The organism is Micrococcus sp. TA1 (assembly GCF_014199555.1).
Classification (GTDB): domain Bacteria; phylum Actinomycetota; class Actinomycetes; order Actinomycetales; family Micrococcaceae; genus Citricoccus.
The window spans coordinates 2,435,018-2,452,088 of the sequence record NZ_JACHNW010000001.1; the positions used below are offsets into that span (position 1 = coordinate 2,435,018).

11 protein-coding genes, 1 pseudogene and 1 riboswitch are annotated in these 17,071 nt (G+C 73.9%); of the genes and pseudogenes, 6 read left to right on the forward strand and 6 right to left on the reverse strand.

Annotation, left to right across the window (positions count from 1 at the left end; translation table 11 throughout):
• Positions 1–8: 8 nt before the first annotated feature.
• From GGQ69_RS10715 to GGQ69_RS10725, 3 genes are all read left to right on the forward strand, one after another.
• Positions 9–506 (forward strand): MarR family winged helix-turn-helix transcriptional regulator, encoded by a 498-nt coding sequence (locus tag GGQ69_RS10715; protein ID WP_183527870.1) that lies wholly within the window; start codon positions 9–11, stop codon positions 504–506.
• A 97-nt stretch (positions 507–603) separates the two neighbouring features.
• On the forward strand, positions 604–2,775 hold the full coding sequence (locus GGQ69_RS10720) for a chorismate-binding protein (protein ID WP_183527872.1): 2,172 nt from the start codon (positions 604–606) through the stop codon (positions 2,773–2,775).
• Between the two features lie 34 nt (positions 2,776–2,809).
• Positions 2,810–4,252, forward strand: a complete 1,443-nt coding sequence (locus GGQ69_RS10725) for an FAD-dependent oxidoreductase (protein ID WP_221243389.1) — start codon at positions 2,810–2,812, stop codon at positions 4,250–4,252.
• Between the two features lie 23 nt (positions 4,253–4,275).
• Here the strand turns inward: GGQ69_RS10725 and cls are convergent, their stop codons facing one another.
• Both cls and GGQ69_RS10735 read right to left on the reverse strand, forming a co-directional pair.
• Positions 4,276–5,775 (reverse strand): cardiolipin synthase, encoded by a 1,500-nt coding sequence (gene cls / locus GGQ69_RS10730; protein ID WP_183527874.1) that lies wholly within the window; start codon positions 5,773–5,775, stop codon positions 4,276–4,278.
• A gap of 9 nt (positions 5,776–5,784) precedes the next feature.
• On the reverse strand, positions 5,785–6,387 hold the full coding sequence (locus tag GGQ69_RS10735) for a TetR/AcrR family transcriptional regulator (protein WP_221243390.1): 603 nt from the start codon (positions 6,385–6,387) through the stop codon (positions 5,785–5,787).
• A 198-nt stretch (positions 6,388–6,585) separates the two neighbouring features.
• Between GGQ69_RS10735 and GGQ69_RS10740 the strand changes: the two genes are divergently transcribed.
• Entirely contained in the window at positions 6,586–9,303 is a 2,718-nt protein-coding gene (locus GGQ69_RS10740; protein ID WP_183527876.1) for an MMPL family transporter, read from the forward strand.
• Between the two features lie 116 nt (positions 9,304–9,419).
• The gene (locus GGQ69_RS10745) at positions 9,420–10,490 is read left to right on the forward strand and encodes an aminotransferase class IV (protein WP_183527879.1); all 1,071 of its coding nucleotides are present in this window, start codon (positions 9,420–9,422) and stop codon (positions 10,488–10,490) included.
• Positions 10,491–10,525: 35 nt separating this feature from the next.
• Here the strand turns inward: GGQ69_RS10745 and GGQ69_RS10750 are convergent, their stop codons facing one another.
• From GGQ69_RS10750 to GGQ69_RS10765, 4 genes and pseudogenes are all read right to left on the reverse strand, one after another.
• Positions 10,526–11,335, reverse strand: a complete 810-nt coding sequence (locus GGQ69_RS10750; RefSeq protein ID WP_183527881.1) for an energy-coupling factor transporter transmembrane protein EcfT — start codon at positions 11,333–11,335, stop codon at positions 10,526–10,528.
• Positions 11,332–12,963 (reverse strand): ATP-binding cassette domain-containing protein, encoded by a 1,632-nt coding sequence (locus GGQ69_RS10755; protein WP_183527883.1) that lies wholly within the window; start codon positions 12,961–12,963, stop codon positions 11,332–11,334. The genes GGQ69_RS10750 and GGQ69_RS10755 overlap by 4 nt, the downstream gene beginning before the upstream one ends.
• Positions 12,960–13,703 (reverse strand): annotated as a pseudogene (locus GGQ69_RS10760) (ECF transporter S component). Before GGQ69_RS10760 ends, GGQ69_RS10755 begins: the two are co-directional and overlap by 4 nt.
• A gap of 93 nt (positions 13,704–13,796) precedes the next feature.
• Positions 13,797–13,900, reverse strand: a riboswitch (TPP riboswitch).
• Positions 13,901–13,969: 69 nt separating this feature from the next.
• Entirely contained in the window at positions 13,970–15,487 is a 1,518-nt protein-coding gene (locus tag GGQ69_RS10765) for an FAD-dependent oxidoreductase (protein WP_183527885.1), read from the reverse strand.
• 166 nt (positions 15,488–15,653) lie between these two features.
• Here GGQ69_RS10765 and GGQ69_RS10770 point away from each other — a divergent pair, with 166 nt between their 5' ends.
• Entirely contained in the window at positions 15,654–17,027 is a 1,374-nt protein-coding gene (locus tag GGQ69_RS10770) for an APC family permease (protein ID WP_183527887.1), read from the forward strand.
• Positions 17,028–17,071: the final 44 nt, after the last annotated feature.

Consider the following 17,071-nt stretch of genomic DNA (forward strand, 5'->3'; position numbering starts at 1 on the left):
AGAAGCGCATGCCGGATGCCCCTCAGGCCCCCGATGACTCCGAGCAGATGCGTCTCCTCATCCACGCCCTGCGGCGCTACGCCGAGGCCTCGGACCGCATGGTCGAGGCCGCGGGGAACCAGCACGGGATGTACCGGACGGACCTGCGCGCCCTGTCCCTGCTGATGCAGCGGCAGGCCGAGGGGCTGCAGACCACCCCCAAGGACCTGGGCCAGCTGCTCAACCTCACCTCCGCCTCCACCACGGCACTCGTGGACCGCCTCGTGGCCAACGGGCACGCCGAGCGCAGGCGCTCCACCACGGACCGGCGCAGCGTGTTCGTCCAGCACACGCCCTCCGCACAGGCCGAGGGCCGGGCCATCTTCTCCCCCATGAGCCGGCTGATGATGGAACACCTGGCCCAGTTCACGCCGCAGCAGATGGACACGGCCGCGCAGGTCGTCGCGGCCGCGACCGCCGCGCTGGAGGAGCTGGACGTCACCGGGCCCCTCACCGACGGGCCGTGACCCCACCTCGGTAGACTGGTCCGGGTGCTCGCGGAGCCGACGCCCCGCACCCCCAGCACACCCCCGCACCACCGCCCTCGACCCTCCGGAGACCACCGTGGCCCGTCGCCCCCTGCTGCTGGCCGTGGACGGCCGCTCCGGTGCGGGCAAGACGTCCCTGGCCCTGGAGCTCGCGGCCCTGTTGCGCCCCCACCTGGACGTCGAGGTCTTCCACCTGGACTCCATCTACCCCGGTTGGGACGGGCTCGCCGCCGCCCTGGAGACCTACGCCGCCGAGGTCGTCATCCCCCTGTCCGCCGGCCGCACCGCCTACTGGAGCTGGTGGGACTGGGAGGGCGGGCGGCCGGGCCGGGCGGGCAGCACGCGGCCGGTCGACGTCGTGATCCTGGAGGGCGTGGGCGCCGGGACCGGTGCCGCCCGCGCCGCACTGGACGCCCTGGTGTGGGTCGAGCTGCCGGCCGCTGACCGCAAGGACCGGGCCCTGGGCCGGGACGGGAGGACGTTCGCCCCGCACTGGGACCGGTGGGCCGCCCAGGAGGACGCGTACCTGGCCCTCGAGGACCCCGCGTCCCAGGCGGGGATCACCGTGGACAGCACCACCGGGACGGCCGGCGCCGCGCCGCTGCTCGTCCAGGCCCTGCGCACCCTGCCGGGCTGGGAGACCTCCCTGGCCCTGGTGCCCGCGCCGGCCCGGCCGCCCCTGCACCACCGCACGGTCGCCGGCGCCGGCGACCCGCAGTCCCTGTTCGAGGCCGCCGGGGGCCCGGCGGCCTCGGTGGCGATGCTGCTGGAGAGCTCGGACCACGCCACCACGCCCTCCCCCGGCCGCAGCCGGCACGCCATCCTCGGCCTGGCGAGCGATGACGACCCGGTCGCCGAGCATGCCGACGGGGTCACGGTGGTGCGCCAGGGCCCGGTCACCGTCAGACGGGTGGGCCCGTGGTTCCGCTGGCTGGCCGGGGTCTGGCCGGCCGGCGCGCCTGCCTCCGCGCCGACCGCCGCACCCGCCCCGGAGGCACCCTTCCGGTCCGGCTGGATGGGCTGGCTCGGGTACGGCCTGAAGCGCGAGGCCGGTTCCCCGGACGGGGCCGCCACCCTGCGCGGAGCGGGCGAGGGGCCGGCGGACGCGCTGCTGTTCCGCCCCTCACGGGTGGCCACGGTGGACCACCGGGCCGGCACCACCACGCTGTGGTGGCCCGCGGACGACGACGCCGGCGCGGCCTGGGCGGATCGGGTCGCCGCGGCGGCGGGCGTCGGGGACACGGGCGTCGTGGCCGCGAGTGCCGGGCCGGTCCCCGTGTTCACGCTCCGCGACTGCCGCGCGGGCTACCTGGAGAAGGTCCGCGCCGCCCAGCACGAGATCCACGAGGGCAACACCTACGAGGTCTGCCTGACGACCATGCTGGAGGCGTCCCTCGAGACGTCCACCCGGGGCCGGCCCGGCACCGCGCCCTTCGACGGCTGGCGGACCTACCGCCGGCTCGTGGCGGCCAACCGGGCGCCGTTCACGCTGTACCTGCGGGCGACGGCCCCGGCGGCCGACCCGGTGTCGGACCCGGCGGCGGTATCCGGGTCCGGTCGGCCGGCCGTCGTCGAACTGCTCTCGACCAGTCCCGAGCGGTTCCTGGCCATCTCCGCCGCCGGCCGCATGGTGACCGAACCGATCAAGGGCACCCGTCCCCGCGGGCGCACGCCGGAACGGGACGCGGCGCTGGCCGGGGAACTGGCGTCCTCGGCCAAGGACCGGGCGGAGAACATCATGATCACGGACCTGGCCCGCAACGACCTGTCCCGGGTGGCCGTGCCCGGCACGCTGGCCACCGAGCGGGTGTGCGCGATCGAGTCCTACCCCACCGTCCACCAGATGGTGTCCACGGTGACCGCGCACCTGGAACCCGGCGTCGCCCGGGCGGAGGCGGTGGCGGCGGCCTTCCCCCCGGGGTCGATGACCGGCGCCCCGAAGATCTCCACCATGGAGATCTTGGAGCGACTGGAGTCCGGACCGCGCGGGGTCTACTCGGGCGTGGCCGGGTACCTGTCCGACGACGGCGCGGCCGACCTCAGCGTGCTGATCCGCACCCTGGTCGCCACCGGCCCGGCGGGGCCCGGGAGCGGCGGGACGCGGCTGTCGCTCGGCGTCGGCGGGGCCATCACCGCGGACTCGGTGCCGGAGGAGGAGTGGGACGAGGTGCGCACCAAGGCCCACGGCGTCCTCAGGGTGCTCGGGGCGGCGTTCCCCGACGACGACGCCGAGGGACCGCGGTACTGACAGGACGGTTGCGCGCGGGACTACGGTGAGGACCATGACCGATCCCGCCCGAACACCCCGGACCACCCCTGACGCGACCACCCGGGCCGGCGGCACGCCGCGCCACCTCGAGGTGGACGTGTTGGTCATCGGCTGGGGCAAGGGAGGCAAGACCTTCGCCGCGGCGGCCGCCGGGACCGGCAGGACCGTGGCCCTCGTGGAACAGTCGGCGGCCATGTACGGGGGTGCCTGCATCAACGTCGCCTGCGTGCCCACCAAGGCCCTGATCCACTCGGCCTCCACCCGCCGTGACCAGGACGATGTGCAGCAGTTCTTCGAATCCGCCGTCCGGCGCCGTGACTCGCTGACCGGCAGGCTCAACGACACCAGCTTCCACCTGCTCTTCGACCGTGACACCGTCACCGTCGTGGACGGCCGGGCCCGTTTCGTCGGTGAGCGCCAGGTCGAGGTGACGCCCTCCGCCGGCGGGTCCGGGCGGGCCGAGCGGATGCGCATCACCGGACGCACCGTCGTGGTGAACACCGGCTCCGCCCCGGTGGTCCCGGACCTGCCGGGTGCGGACGGGCCCCGCGTGCACGACTCGACCTCCCTGCAGCACGTGAGGCCCTTCCCGCGGCGGCTGGCGATCGTCGGCGGCGGGCCGGTGGGGCTGGAGTTCGCCTCGATGTTCTCCGGCTTCGGTGCCGAGGTGACCGTGCTGAACCGCGGCCGGCGCATCCTGCCGCATGAGGACGAGGACGTCGCGGACGCCGTCGCCGAGGTGCTCATCGGTGCGGGCATCACCGTGCGCACCGGCGCCTCGGTCACGGGACTGCAGGACGGGCCGGACGGTGTGACGGTCCAGCTCGAGGAGGGCACCGGCCCCACGGTGGACGCGGTGCTGTTCGCCACCGGACGGCGCCCGGCCACCGAGGGGCTCGGACTGGACGCCGCCGGGATCGAGGTGGACGACCGGGGCGCGATCGTGGTGGACGACCAGCTGCGCACCTCCGCCGACCGGGTCTTCGCGATGGGTGACGTGCACGGCGGGCAGCAGCAGACCTACCTGTCCCTGGACGACCACCGGGTGGTGCTCAGCGCACTGGACGGGGACGGCTCACGCCGGGTCGGCGACCGGGCGGGGGTGCCGGCCACCCTCTTCCTCACGCCGCCGTTCTCCTCCGTGGGCCTGACCGAACGCGCCGCCCGGGAGGCCGGCCGGGACGTGCGGGTGGCCTTCGCGAAGGTGACCGGGATCAAGGCGATGCCGCGGCCGAAGGCGGTCGACGACCCGCGCGGGGTCATCAAGGTGGTGGTGGACGCGCACACCGACCAGGTGCTCGGCGCCCGGCTGTTCCACGTGGACTCCCAGGAGGTCGTCAACCTCGTGGCCCTGGCCATGCGGGCGCAGGTCACCGCCTCCGCGCTGCGGGACGGCATCTGGACCCACCCCTCCTCGACGGAGGCGCTCAACGAGGTGCTCGGCCAGCTGGCCTGAACCGGTCCGGGAGCCTCACCGGCTCACTGCAGGGCCGAGGTGAGGCGGAAGACGTTGTCCACCCAGCGCTGGGCCCGCGGACGGGCGTCCCACTCCTCCTTGGTCAGCTCCTCGGAGACCTCCCGGTACTGCTCGATCACCTCGGTGAGGGCCTCGACCATCTCCGAGCCCACCGTGAGCACGGAGACCTCCATGTTCAGCGAGAACGAGCGCATGTCCATGTTGGAGGACCCGAAGACGGCCACGTCGTCGTCCACGGTGAACAGCTTGGCGTGCAGGACGTTCGGATCCGGGTAGCGCCAGATGCGGATGCCGGCGGCCAGGAGGGCGTCGTAGTAGGACTGCTGGGCGTGGTGGACCATGAACTGGTCGGCCTTGCGGCACACGAACAGTTCCACGTGGACGCCCTTCTGGGCGGCGGTGGTCAGGGCGTAGAGCATCGAGTCGTCCGGCACCAGGTACGGCGAGACCACCACGAGCCGGCGCTTGGCGGCGTAGAAGAGGTGGTTGAACAGGCGCAGGTTGTTCTCGTTGGAGAACCCGGGACCGGAGGGCACCACCTGGGCGATCGAACCGTCCTGCTCGTTCAGCTCCTCCTCGGTGGGGTCCCGCAGCTGGCCCTCGAGGGTGTCCCCCGTCTCGGAGAACCAGTCGGTGGCGAAGACCAGGTCCAGTGAGGCCACGGTGGGCCCGGTGATCCGGGCCATCAGGTCCACCCACTGCCGGTTCATGCGGTGGGCCGAGCGCCGCTTGTACCCGGGCTCGATGAGGTTCTGCGACCCGGTGTAGCCGATCAGCCCGTCCACCACGAGGATCTTGCGGTGGTTGCGCAGGTCGGGGCGCTGGTACTTGCCGCGCAGCGGCATCACGGGCATGGCCGGGTGGTACTCCAGCCCGGCCGCGTCCAGCCGGCGGACCAGCTTCCGGTATCCCGGCACGCGCAGCGAGGCGATGTGGTCGAACAGGATCCGCACCCGCACCCCGCGGGCCTTCGCCCGTTCCAGGGCGTCCAGCACCTCGTTGGTGTACCCCTCGCGGCCCTCGGGGTCCAGCGCCGCGATGTAGAAGACCAGGTTGACGTAGTCCGTCGCCCGGTCGATGTCCTGGGCCATCCGCTGCATCGAGGCGCGGTAGTCGGTGATGAACTCGAAGTGGTTGCCGTCGAGCATGGGGAAACTGGTCAGGTTCCGCGTCAGCTGCGCGGCCGAGGCCACGTACAGGGGCGCGTGGCCGGCCTCGTTGGGCAGGGTCAGGTGCGAGGTGGCGCGGCCCAGGGCCTCGTTGACCGAGCGCTGCCGGGACCGGCGCTGGCCACCGAGCCGGAACGAGCCCAGCAGCAGGAACAGCACGAGACCGGGCAGCGGCAGGAAGAAGATGACCAGCAGCCAGGCCATCGCCACGGCGGGCCGGCGGCCGCCCGGCACGATGCCGAGCAGCAGCACGCGGATGCCGACGTCGATGATCCAGGACAGGATCGTCAGCCATTGGGGATAGTTGCCGAACTCGGCGAGCGGCCAGAGCATCCCCTCAGCCTACGGTGCGGCCGGAGCCACCAGGTCCAGCAACCGCCCGATCCGCTCCTCGTCCAGCGGCCGGCCGAACATCACGTGCAGCAGCAGGTTCGCGCCCACGGTCTCGGCCAGGAACGACGGCGGCGCCGGCAGGGAGCGCGGGTGGGCGCGGTCATGCGCGTGGAACCTGGCGTCGAGGCCGGTCATGATCGGCTGGATCAGGGCCTCGTCGATCGCCTCGGCCGTCTCTCCCGCCGCGGCCAGGGCGGACATGATGGCCTGCACCAGCCGGGAGGTGTCCCCCTCCTCGACCCGGTCACGGATCTCCAGCAGCCACGCCCGCAGGTCCGCCCGCAGGTCCCCGGTGTCCACCGGCCCGCCGATCGGCACGTCCAGGTACTTCTCGGCGATGGCCTCCACGACCACCTCGGCCTTGGATCCCCACCAGCGGTAGACCGTCTGCTTGCCGACGCCCGCCGCCGCGGCGATGCCCTCGACGGTGAGGTGCTCGAATCCGCCGACCAGCATGAGGTCGGCGGCGGCGGTCAGGACGGCGACGCGGGCCCTCTCACTGCGCGGACGCCCCCGCTGTTCTGCGGAAGCAGGCTCTGATGCTGCGTTCACCGATGACCTCCTGTGCCGGCCGGTCCCCCGCCCCGGGTGCCTGGCACCCTCTCGGGCACCGGGGGCCGGTGGGGACCCTGTTTCAATACGAGACGGTCCGTCTACTATAGTGGTCGCCGGACCCGCCGGCGGACTCTGCCCATGATGCGCCGCCCCCGGTCCCCGCTGCAGCCTTTCCCTCCCGAAGGAGCGCCCCTCATGGCCGAACTGCTCTACCGCCTCGGTTTCGCCTCGTCCCGCCGGCCCTGGGTCGCCATCGTCGCCTGGCTGGCGGCGCTGGCCCTGTCCGTGGGCGGGTTCCTGGCCTTCGGCGGCACCCTCACCACCTCCATCACGATCCCCGGCACCCCGACGTCCCAGGTCACGGACCGGCTGCAGGAGGAGTTCCCCGAGGCGGCCAACGGCACCGGCTCGGTGGTGTTCCGCACCACCGACGGCACGGAGCTCACCGAGGACCAGCGCCAGGGCATCGGCGAGGTGCTCTCCGAGGTCGAGGGCCTGGAGGGCGTGGACTCCGTGGTGGACCCCTTCACCACCGAGGCCGAGCTGTCCGACCAGCGTGCCCGGATCGCGGACGGCCGCGCCCAGCTGGCCGAGGGGCAGGAGCAGGTCGAGTCCGGGCGGGAACAGATCGCCCGGGCCGAGGAGCAGCTGGACGCCTCCGAGCGGCAGCTGGACGCCGGACAGGCCGAACTCGGCGCCGGCCGGGCCCAGGCAGAGGCGGCCGGTGCCCCGCCGGCGGTGACCGCCCAGCTGGACGCCCAGCAGGCCCAGCTGGACGCCGGCCGCGCCCAGCTCGAGGAGGGCCGCGCCCAGCTCGAGCAGCAGCGGACGCAGCTGGAGGAGGGCGCGGTGGAGGCCGAGGCCGGGAGCACCGACCTCGACCGCGGCGAGGACCTGCTGGCCCTGGCCGGGGACTACCGCACCGTCTCCGAGGACGGGAGCACCGCCGTCGGGAACGTGGTGTTCGACCGGCCCACCCTGGACGTCACCGAGGACATCCAGGGCGCCGTGGTCTCCGCCCTGGAGGACGCGGACATCGAGGGCGTCGAGGTGCTGCCGACCACCTCGTTGTCCCAGACCATCCCCAACATCGTGGGCCCGGCCGAGGTCATCGGCCTGGTCGTGGCCGCCATCGTGCTGGTCATCATGCTCGGCACCCTCATCGGCGCGGGCCTGCCGATCCTCACCGCCCTGATCGGCGTGGGCATCGGGGCCGCCGGGTCCCTGGCGTTCTCCGGCATGATCGAGATGCTCTCGGTCACCCCCGTGCTGGGCCTCATGCTCGGCCTGGCCGTGGGCATCGACTATGCGCTGTTCATCGTCAACCGGCACCGCCGCCAGCTCAAGGACGGCGCCCCGCTGCACGAGTCGATCGGCCTGGCCAACGGCACCTCCGGCAACGCCGTGGTGTTCGCGGGCCTGACCGTGATCATCGCGCTGGCCGCGCTGAACGTCACCGGCATCCCGTTCCTGGGCCTGATGGGCACCGTGGGCGCCTTCTGCGTGCTGATCGCCGTGCTCATCGCCGTCTCCCTCACCCCCGCGCTGCTCGGGCTGATCGGCCACCGCGCGCTGAGCCGCACGGAACGCGGGCGCCTGCAGCGGGAGCAGGAGGTCCGCGCGGTGGAGGCGGGACTGCGCCGCCAGGAGGAGCGCGGCCGCGAGTCGGCCTCCGCCGGCCATCTTCAGGCCCGCCGGTCCCACGGTGCCGGCCCGCGGCGCGCGGCCATGCCCACCGGCCGGGCCGTGCTGATCTCCCTGGGCTCCGTGCTCGCCCTGGCGATCGTGGCCATCCCGTTCTTCTCCATGCGCCTGGGACTGCCGGACGGTGGCTCCGAACCGCCGGAGTCGGCCGCGTACCAGTCCTACACGGCCCTCGGTGAGGCCTTCGGGGAGGGGTACAACGGCCCGCTCGTGGTGACCGCCGATCTGCCCGCCGGCCTGGACGAGGGCGAGGTCATGGACCAGCAGGTCGCCGTCGGCGAGCAGCTGGCGTCCCTGGAGCACGTGGAGGTGGTGGTCCCGGCCGCCGTCAACGAGGACTCCACCATGATGATGTTCCAGGTCATCCCGGCCGAGGGACCCAACGCGGTCTCGACCGAGGAACTGGTGCACGACCTGCGGGCCACCGCCCCGGCCGGAGAGGCCTCCGGCCTGGCCGTGGCCGGCATGACCAGTGGGTTCATCGACGTCGCGGACAAGCTCTCCGGTGCGTTGCCGCTCTACCTGGGCGTCGTCGTCGGGCTGTCCCTGCTCATCATGATCCTGGTGTTCCGCTCGCTGGTGGTCCCGCTGATCGCGACCGGCGGGTTCATCCTGTCCGTCTTCGCGGCCATGGGCGGCGTGGTGGCCATCTACCAGTGGGGCTGGTTGTCCGCGGTGTTCGGGGTGCACAACCCGGGGCCGATCCTGGCCTTCCTGCCGACCATCATGGTGGGCGTGCTGTTCGGCCTGGCGATGGACTACCAGCTGTTCATCTCCTCCGGCATGCGCGAGTCCTACGCCCACGGGGCCCCGGCCCGGGTGGCCGTGATGGACGGCCTGCACGCGGGCCGGGCCGTGGTCGCCGCCGCGGCGATCATCATGATCTCCGTGTTCGGCGGGTTCGTCTTCGCCGAGTCCGCCATGATCCGGCCCATCGGTTTCGGCCTGGCCTTCGGGGTGCTGCTGGACGCCTTCCTGGTGCGGCTGCTGCTGATGCCCGCCCTGATGCACCTGGTCGGCGACGCCGCCTGGTGGCTGCCGCGGTGGCTGGACAGGATCCTGCCGAACGTGGACGTGGAGGGCGCCGCCCTGGAACGCGACCACGCCTCCGCGGAGCCCGGCCGGCCGGCGGCTGACGCGGCCAGGCAGGGCACCCCGGGTGACGGCGCCGGCGAGGCGGCCCCCGAACCGGAACCGGCCCGGGTCTGACGGGACCGCGCGGTCCGCTGCCCGCCCGGCCGAGGCCACCGTCGGGTGTGTGCCGGTGCCGGCGCGCACCCGACGGTGTGCTCGGAACGCGGGGACGGATGCGTAGTCTGGGGTCCATGACGCACCACTCCGCATCATTCATCCCGGAGCCCGGCGGCTCCGTGGTCGTGTTCCTCGACCCGTCCGCGGACGGGGTCGGCACCCGGGTCGCCGATCCACGGCAGCCTGCCGTGCTGGTCACGGACCAGGGCCTGACCCGCGGGGACGGGATCTTCGAGACGATGACCGCCCTCGCCGGGGACACCGGGCACCGGATCCGCAAGGAGGACTCCCACCTGGAGCGGCTGATCTCCTCGGCCGCCTCCCTCGACCTGCCGGTCCCGGACGCCCAGGCCTGGCGCCAGGCGGCGGTCACCGGGCTGAGCGCGTACGCGGCCGGGAACCCGGGCAGGGACGCCGTGGTCAAGCTCGTGGCCACGCGGGGCCCCGAGGGCGCCCCCGGCGGCGGGCACTACGTGCGGGGCACCGCGGACACCGGATCCGACGGCGAGCTGAAGGACATCACCGCGGGGACCGCCCCGGACGCACCCGCACTGACCGGTACGTACTGGGTACTGGTCTCCCCCGTCTCCCCCGGCCTGGCGTCCGGGCGCGAGCGCGGCCTGTCCGTCCTGCTCCTGGACCGCGGTTTCGACTCCTCCGTCTCCGAGCGGGCCCCGTGGCTGCTGATGGGCGCGAAGACCCTCAGCTACGCCGTGAACATGGCGGCCATGCGCTTCGCCGCCGCCCAGGGGGCCGACGACGTCATCTTCGTCTCCTCCGACGGCAAGGTGCTCGAGGGCCCCACCTCGACCGTGCTGCTGGCCCGCCGGATCCCGGCCGCCGACGGCCCGGACGCCGTGGAGCTGGTCACGCCGCTGCGCAGCTCCGGGATCCTGCCGGGCACCAGCCAGGGCACCATCTTCGCCGCCGCCCAGGCGGCCGGCTGGGACCTCGGCTACGGTCCGCTGGAGCCGTCGGACCTGTTCGACGCGGACGGCGTGTGGCTCGTGTCCTCCGTGCGCGGGGTGGCCCCGGTGACCTCCCTGGACGGGGTCGCGCTGGACGTGGACCGGGACCTGACCGACCGGCTCTCGGCCTTCCTGGACGAGGACAGGTCCCCCGGGCGGCACGGCCCGCTGCACTGAGTCCGGCCCCGGGCAGGTTCAGGCCCGGGGCGGGTTCAGGCCCAGACCAGGTTCCACGCCCCCGTCCCCAGGGCCAGGCCGGCGGCCAGCGCGGCCAGGGCGCACCCACCGAGGACGAGCCGGACGTCCCCCGCGGTGAAGACCGAGGTCCGGGCCCATGTCCGGGCGCCGGCCCCGAAGCCTCGGGCCTCCATGGTGACGGCCAGCCGGCTGGCACGGCGGATGGCCTGCACCAGCAGCCCGAACACCTGTCCCAGCCACGACGTCGTGCGGCGGACCGGGCCCCCGCCGGCGCCCACGCCCCGCGCACGCCGGGCGTGGCCCAGCACGCGCCACTCCTCGGTCAGCATGGCGAGAAGCCGGAAGGCGGCCAGCGAGCCGAGCACGAACCTCGCGGGCAGACGCAGCCGCTGGGCCAGCGCGTCGGCCAGGTCGGTGGGATCCGTGGTCGCGAAGACGATCACTCCGGGCAGGGCGACCGCCAGGATGCGCAGGCCCGTCGCGGCTCCGGCCAGCGCCGACCCCTCCGAGACGGACACCGGTCCGGCCTCCAGCAGCATCCGCCCCGTGTCCTGGCCGACCAGCGCGGTGCCCCACGCCGAGGCCAGCGCGGCGGCCACGAGCAGCCACGCCCGGCGCAGGAACTCCCCGGCGCGGATGCCCGAGAACGGCAGCAGGGCCACCGCCGCCAACAGCACCAGGCCCGAGGACACCCAGTCCATGGACGCCACCAGCACGGCGGTGACCGGCAGCAGGGCGGCCAGTTTCGCCAGCGGGTGGGCCCGCTCCATCGGGGAGCCCGCCACGGGGCGGGAGGGGGCCGGGGCGGTCAGGACGGCGCTCATGTCAGCTCCACCACCCGGGCGTCGAGGGCCGCGGCGAAGTCCTGGTCATGGGTCACCGCGACGACGGAGCTGCCCTCGGTGACGAGCCGGCGCAGCATCCCGGTCAGCACCGCCCAGGTGTTGGCGTCCTGCCCGAAGGTCGGCTCGTCGAGGAACACCACGTCCGGGCCCGTGGCCAGCACGGTGGCCACGGACAACCGGCGCTTCTCCCCACCGGAGAGCGTGAAGGGGTTGACCTCGGCCAGTCCGGTTAGTCCCATGGCCTCGAGCAATTCGTCGGCGCGGCCCCGGGCCTGTGCGGCCGACCACCGCAGCGTGCCCGTCCGGTGGTCCCGGGCGTGACGCGGCCCGAAGGCCAGTTCCTCGCGCACCGTGGCCGCGACGAACTGGTGCTCGGGCTCCTGGAACACCGTGCCGATCCGGCTCACCAGGTCCCGGGCGGGCCAGCGGTGGGGGTCGTCCGGCAGCCGGACCCCGTGTCCCTTCAGGGCGGCGGTGGTGGTCAGCGTCCCGGCGTGGGCCGGGATGAGCCCGGCCAGGGTCAACAGCAGCGTGGACTTGCCCACCCCGTTCGGCCCGGTCACGACGACGGCCTCCCCGGCCTCCACGGTCACGTCCAGTCCGTGTTGCACCGGGACCGGCGGTGGCCCGAGGCGGCGGCGCCAGCCGGGCCTCACCGCGTGCCGGGACACCGCCAGGTCCCGGGCGGACAACAGCGCTGTCCCCGTGGGGTCCCGGTGACCGGCAGGGTCCCGGTGACCGGCAGGGTCCCGGTGACCGGCAGGGTCCCGTCGCGGGCTCCGTGCCGGTCCGGAGGGCTCCGCGGCCGGCCGCGGACCGCCGGGGGCGGGGGTGACGGGTTCGGGCACCACCCCGGGCACCCACACCCCGGCCGCGGCCAGTTCCTCCCGGACGGGGCCGGGTGCGAGCAGCGCGGCGGGGGTGCCGTCGTGGCTGATGCCCCCGCCCGGTTCCAGGACGAGCAACCGGTCCACGTGCCGGGCCCACGTCCCGAGCCGGTGCTCCACGACCACGAGGGTGGCGCCGATGGCCTCGACCACCGCCAGGACGGCGTCGCGGACCTCGAGCACACCGGCGGGGTCGAGGTTGGCGGTCGGCTCGTCGAGCAGGACCAGCGGCGGGCGCATGGCCAGGACCCCGGCCAGGGCCATCCGTTGCTTCTGCCCGCCGGACAGTCGCGACGTGTCCCGCCACAGGGCGATGCCCTCGTCCTCCCCCAGCCCGACCGCGGCCAGGGCGTGTCGGACCCGGTCCCAGATCTCGTCCGGCGGGACGCGGAGGTTCTCCGCGCCGAAGGCCACGTCGTCCCCCACGCGCGAGAGGATCACCTGTGTCTCGGGGTCCTGCTGCACCAACCCGGCGTGGCCGCGCAGCTCGCGGGTGGGCACGCCGTCCAGCAGCAGCCGGCCGGTCTCCTCCGAGTCGTCCGCCGGGTCCAGCACGCCGGCCAGTCCGTGCAGCAGAGTGGACTTCCCGGCCCCGGAGGGCCCGGCGAGCAGGACCCGCTGCCCCGGTGGGATGGTCAGGTCCAGGCTGGCGACGGCGGCCCGGTCGCGTCCGGCGTGCCGCCAGCCCCAGCCCTGCGCGGTGACGGTGGCCGCGGTCACCCCCGGCCCGCCGGTTCCCGGTGGGCGCCGCGGGACGGGAGGGCGGCCAGTGCGCCCGTGGCCGCCAGGGCGCGGGTGGCCAGCCAGCTCAGCAGGCCGGCGATGACGATCCCGGAGATGCCGGTGAACCCCACGTAGAGCCACTTCCAGGCCAGCGTGTACTCGGGGAACCAGGCGAACAGGAAGGCCTCGTTGAGACCGCAGGCCACTCCCGCGGCGGCACCGGCCAGCAGGGCCACGGGAAGGGTGAAGCGACGGTAGAGGAACAGGAGGAAGACCAGCTCGGCCCCGATGCCCTGGACGAGTCCGGAGGCCAGCACGGTCAGGCCGAACTGGGACCCCAGCAACGCGGAGACGGCGGCAGCCACCAGTTCCGTGAACAGCGCGGCACCCGGTCTGCGGATCAGCAGTGCACCCAGGACCGCCGGGAACAGCCACATGCCGGCGACCAGTCCCGACGACGGCGGGAACGCCAGGAACACCCCGCCCAGTCCCGCATAGGCCAGGTTCCAGGCCTAGAAGACCACGCCGCTGGCCACGGCGACGACGGCGGCCACGACGATGTCCACCACGCGCCAGGTGTGGCGGGAGGAGGTGCGGTGGGCGGAGGTGCGGTGGGCGGAGGTGCGGTGGGCGGGGCCGCGCGGGTCGTGGTGTGGGCGGGAGCGCCCGGGACGGTCCGGTGTACCGGCCGGCGGGGTGGCCTGGTGATCACTGCCGGGGGTCTGCGTCGAGACCATGTGATGTCCTCCTCAAGGATCCAAGGAGGGGAATGGAACGCACGCCGCCCGAACCCTCGGGATCCGGGCGCGTCAGGCACCGGGCCCCACGCTCCATCGGAGAACTCGACTTCCTTCGCCGGTACTAACCGGAGCAGGTTCGAGGGTCTGCGCTGGGCGCACTCTCAGCGCCGGGCGGCGCTCCCCTGTCGTTCACGATGTGGCACCAGCATAGGGCACCACCCCCGACCCCTCGGCCACGGTCCTCCCGTTGCGGGGAACGGCTCTCAGTCCGCCCGCCCCCTGGCATCCGTGGGTGCCCGCAGGCCCGTGACCGCCGGCCCCTCGAGCAGGGTGCCGTCCGCGGTGAAGCGTGATCCGTGCAGTGGGCAGTCCCAGGAGCGCTCGGCGTCGTTCCAGGAGACGATGCCGCCCAGGTGCGGGCAGACCGCCGACATCCGGCAGGTCACCCCGTCCACCGTGGAGACCGCCACGGGCCGGCCGTGGTCCCGGCCCACCGTGCCCTGGCCCTCGGCCGGAGGCTCCTGGGGCAGGGGTCTGCGTGCGGCCGACGTCCAGCCGCCGGCCAACCGGGCACCGACGGCGGCGTTGTCCCTCAGGCCGGTCAGCAGGTCGGCCGGCGAGGTGAGGCGACGATCCATCGGCCTGGCCCAGTCCGTGGCACCGCCGAGGATCTGCGCGGAGATCCGCAGGGCGGCCGACACGCCGTTGGTCAGGCCCCACTTGTTGAAGCCGGTGGCCAGGTAGACGTGGCCACCGCCGCGGGGCAGTGTCCCCACAAAGGGGACGAGGTTGGCCGAGCGGTAGTCCTGCGCGGACCAGGCGTGCGTGCGCTCCGCTCCGGGGAAGTGCTCCCGGGTCCACGCCTCGAGGGCGTCCACGGCGGCCTGCGGTGAGGCCGATCGCCCCACCACGTGGCCGTTGCCGCCCACGAGCAGCAGCTCACCGTCGTCGATGGGGGCCGTGCGCAGGCTGCGGGACGGACTGTCCGCGGAGAGGTACATCGCCTGGGGAACGGGCCCCGGCACCCGGTAGGACTGTGCGTAGGAACGGTGTGGACTGAGCTTGGCGAAGTAACCGCCGCGGTCCAGGACCGGGGCCCCTGTGGCCAGGACCAGCTGCCCGGCCCTGATCTCCCCCGCGGAGGTGTGCACGGCCAGCGGGGACCGGTAGCCCGCGCCCGTGAGCCGCACCCCCTCCACCAGCGTCCCGCCGAGCCGGCGGAACTCGGTGGCCAGGGCGTCGAGCACCTGCATCGGGTGCACCTGCGCCTGGTCCTCCAGCCGGATCGCCCCGGCCACGGGGTAGGGCAGGTCCGTCTCCCGTGTCCAGGTCACGTCCAGGCCCGCGGCGCGGTCGGCCTCCAGCTCGGAGTGCAGCCGGGACAGGCCCTCGTGGGTGGTGGCGTAGGTGTAGGCGGGCCTGCGCTGGTAGTCGATCCCGTTCTCGTCCAGGTAGCGCAGCAGCCAGGACTGCCCCCGGCGGTTGCCCTCCACGTAGGAGCGCAGCACCTGGTCCGACTGGTGACGGCTGATCTCCGCCAGGGTGGTGCCCTGGAGCAGCGAGACCTTCGCGGTAGTGTTCCCGGTGGCCACGGCCCCCACCGAGCGGGCCTCGACCACGGCCACGCGCTGGCCCGCGCGCGCCAGCAGGACGGCGGTGGCCAGCCCGGTCAAGCCCGCGCCGGCGACCACGGTGTCGAACCGGTCACCCGGGGAGAGGTGGTCGGTGCCGGTGGCGGGGACCGGGTGGGTGTCATGCCAGAGGGACGTCCTGGGGTCCATGCTGCATCCGTCCTGTTCCGTCCTGCGGGATCCGATGGCGGACGCGTCCCGCGCGGGGAGGCGAACACCGTCATCGTAGAGGGGCCCCGTGCGCATCGCACCCTCTCAGACCCCGGATGCGCACGGGGACTCGGCACCCCGCCCCGGCGCCGTCTACTGTGATCCCATGCCCTCCACCACAGCCTCCGGCGAGACCCGGTCCCTGCGCCGCACGGTCACCACCACGGGCCTGTTCCTGTTCATCCTGGGTGACGTCCTCGGGGCCGGGGTGTACGTCCTGGTCGGCGAGATCGCCGGCCTCTCCGGCGGGGCCGTCTGGGTCCCCCTGGTGGCGGCCCTGGTGCTGGCCCTGCTGACCGCGGGGTCCTATGCCGAACTGGCGACGAAGTACCCGCGGGCCGGGGGCTCCTCGCACTACGCCACCCGTGCCTTCGGGCCGTTCACCGGATTCCTCGTCGGGTTCTGCATGCTGTCCGCCGGGATCGTCTCCGTGGGAGCCCTGGCCCTCGGCTTCGCCGGCGACTACCTGACCGAGTTCATCACCCTGCCCACGGCCCTGGTGGTCATCGTGTTCCTGGGACTGCTGGCCGCGCTGAACGCCCGCGGCATCACGGAGTCGATGGGGGCCAACCGGGTGGCGACGATCATCGAGGTCTCCGGCCTGCTGCTCGTGATCGCCCTGGGCGTGGTCGTGCTCGCCCGCGGCGAGGGGGACCTGGGCCGGCTGGTCGAGCTGGGCACGCCGGAGCGCGGTCCGGTCTCCGCGGTGCTGGCCGGTGCCGTCCTGGGCTTCTACTCCTACGTGGGCTTCGAGACGAGCGTGAACGTCGCCGAGGAGACCAAGGACCCCTCACGGTCCTACCCGCGGGCCCTGTTCGGGGCGCTGGCCGTGGCCGGCGTCGTCTACGCCCTGGTCGGCATGGCCGCCTCGGCGGTGATCCCCACCGAGGAGCTGGCCGCCAGCACCGCCCCGTTGCTGCAGGTGGTCGAGGCCGCCGGCATCATCCCGCCCGTGGTCTTCAGCGTCATCGCCCTGGTGGCGGTGGCCAACGGCGCGCTGCTCACCGGCATCATGTCCTCCCGGCTGGCCTACGGGATGGCCCGGGACGGGTTGCTGCCGCCGGTGCTGGCCGCGCTGCTGCCCCGGCGCCGCACCCCGTGGGTGGCCATCCTGGTCACCACCGCCCTGTCCCTGGTCCTGGCCCTCACCGGCACCCTGGACATCCTGGCCAGCACGATGGTCCTGCTGTTGCTGGTGGTGTTCGCGGCCGTCAACGCCGCCGTGCTCGTGCTGCGCCGCGACGCGGTGGGGCACCGTCACTTCCGGGTGCCCGCGTTCCTGCCGGTCGCCGGGCTGATGTCCTGCATCGCGCTGGCCACGCAGGTGGAGTGGGAGGTGTGGCGGCTGGGCCTGCCGTTCCTGGCCGGCGCCGCCGTCCTCGCGGGGATCGCCGCCTGGCGCCACCGGCGGGCCCGGTCCGGCGCGACCGATGAACCGGCCGTCGAGACGATCGACGCCGGCCGGGGCCGGTCCCGCTGACCCCTCCGGGAGCGCATCGGGAACGGGTGGGCGGCATCCGCGAG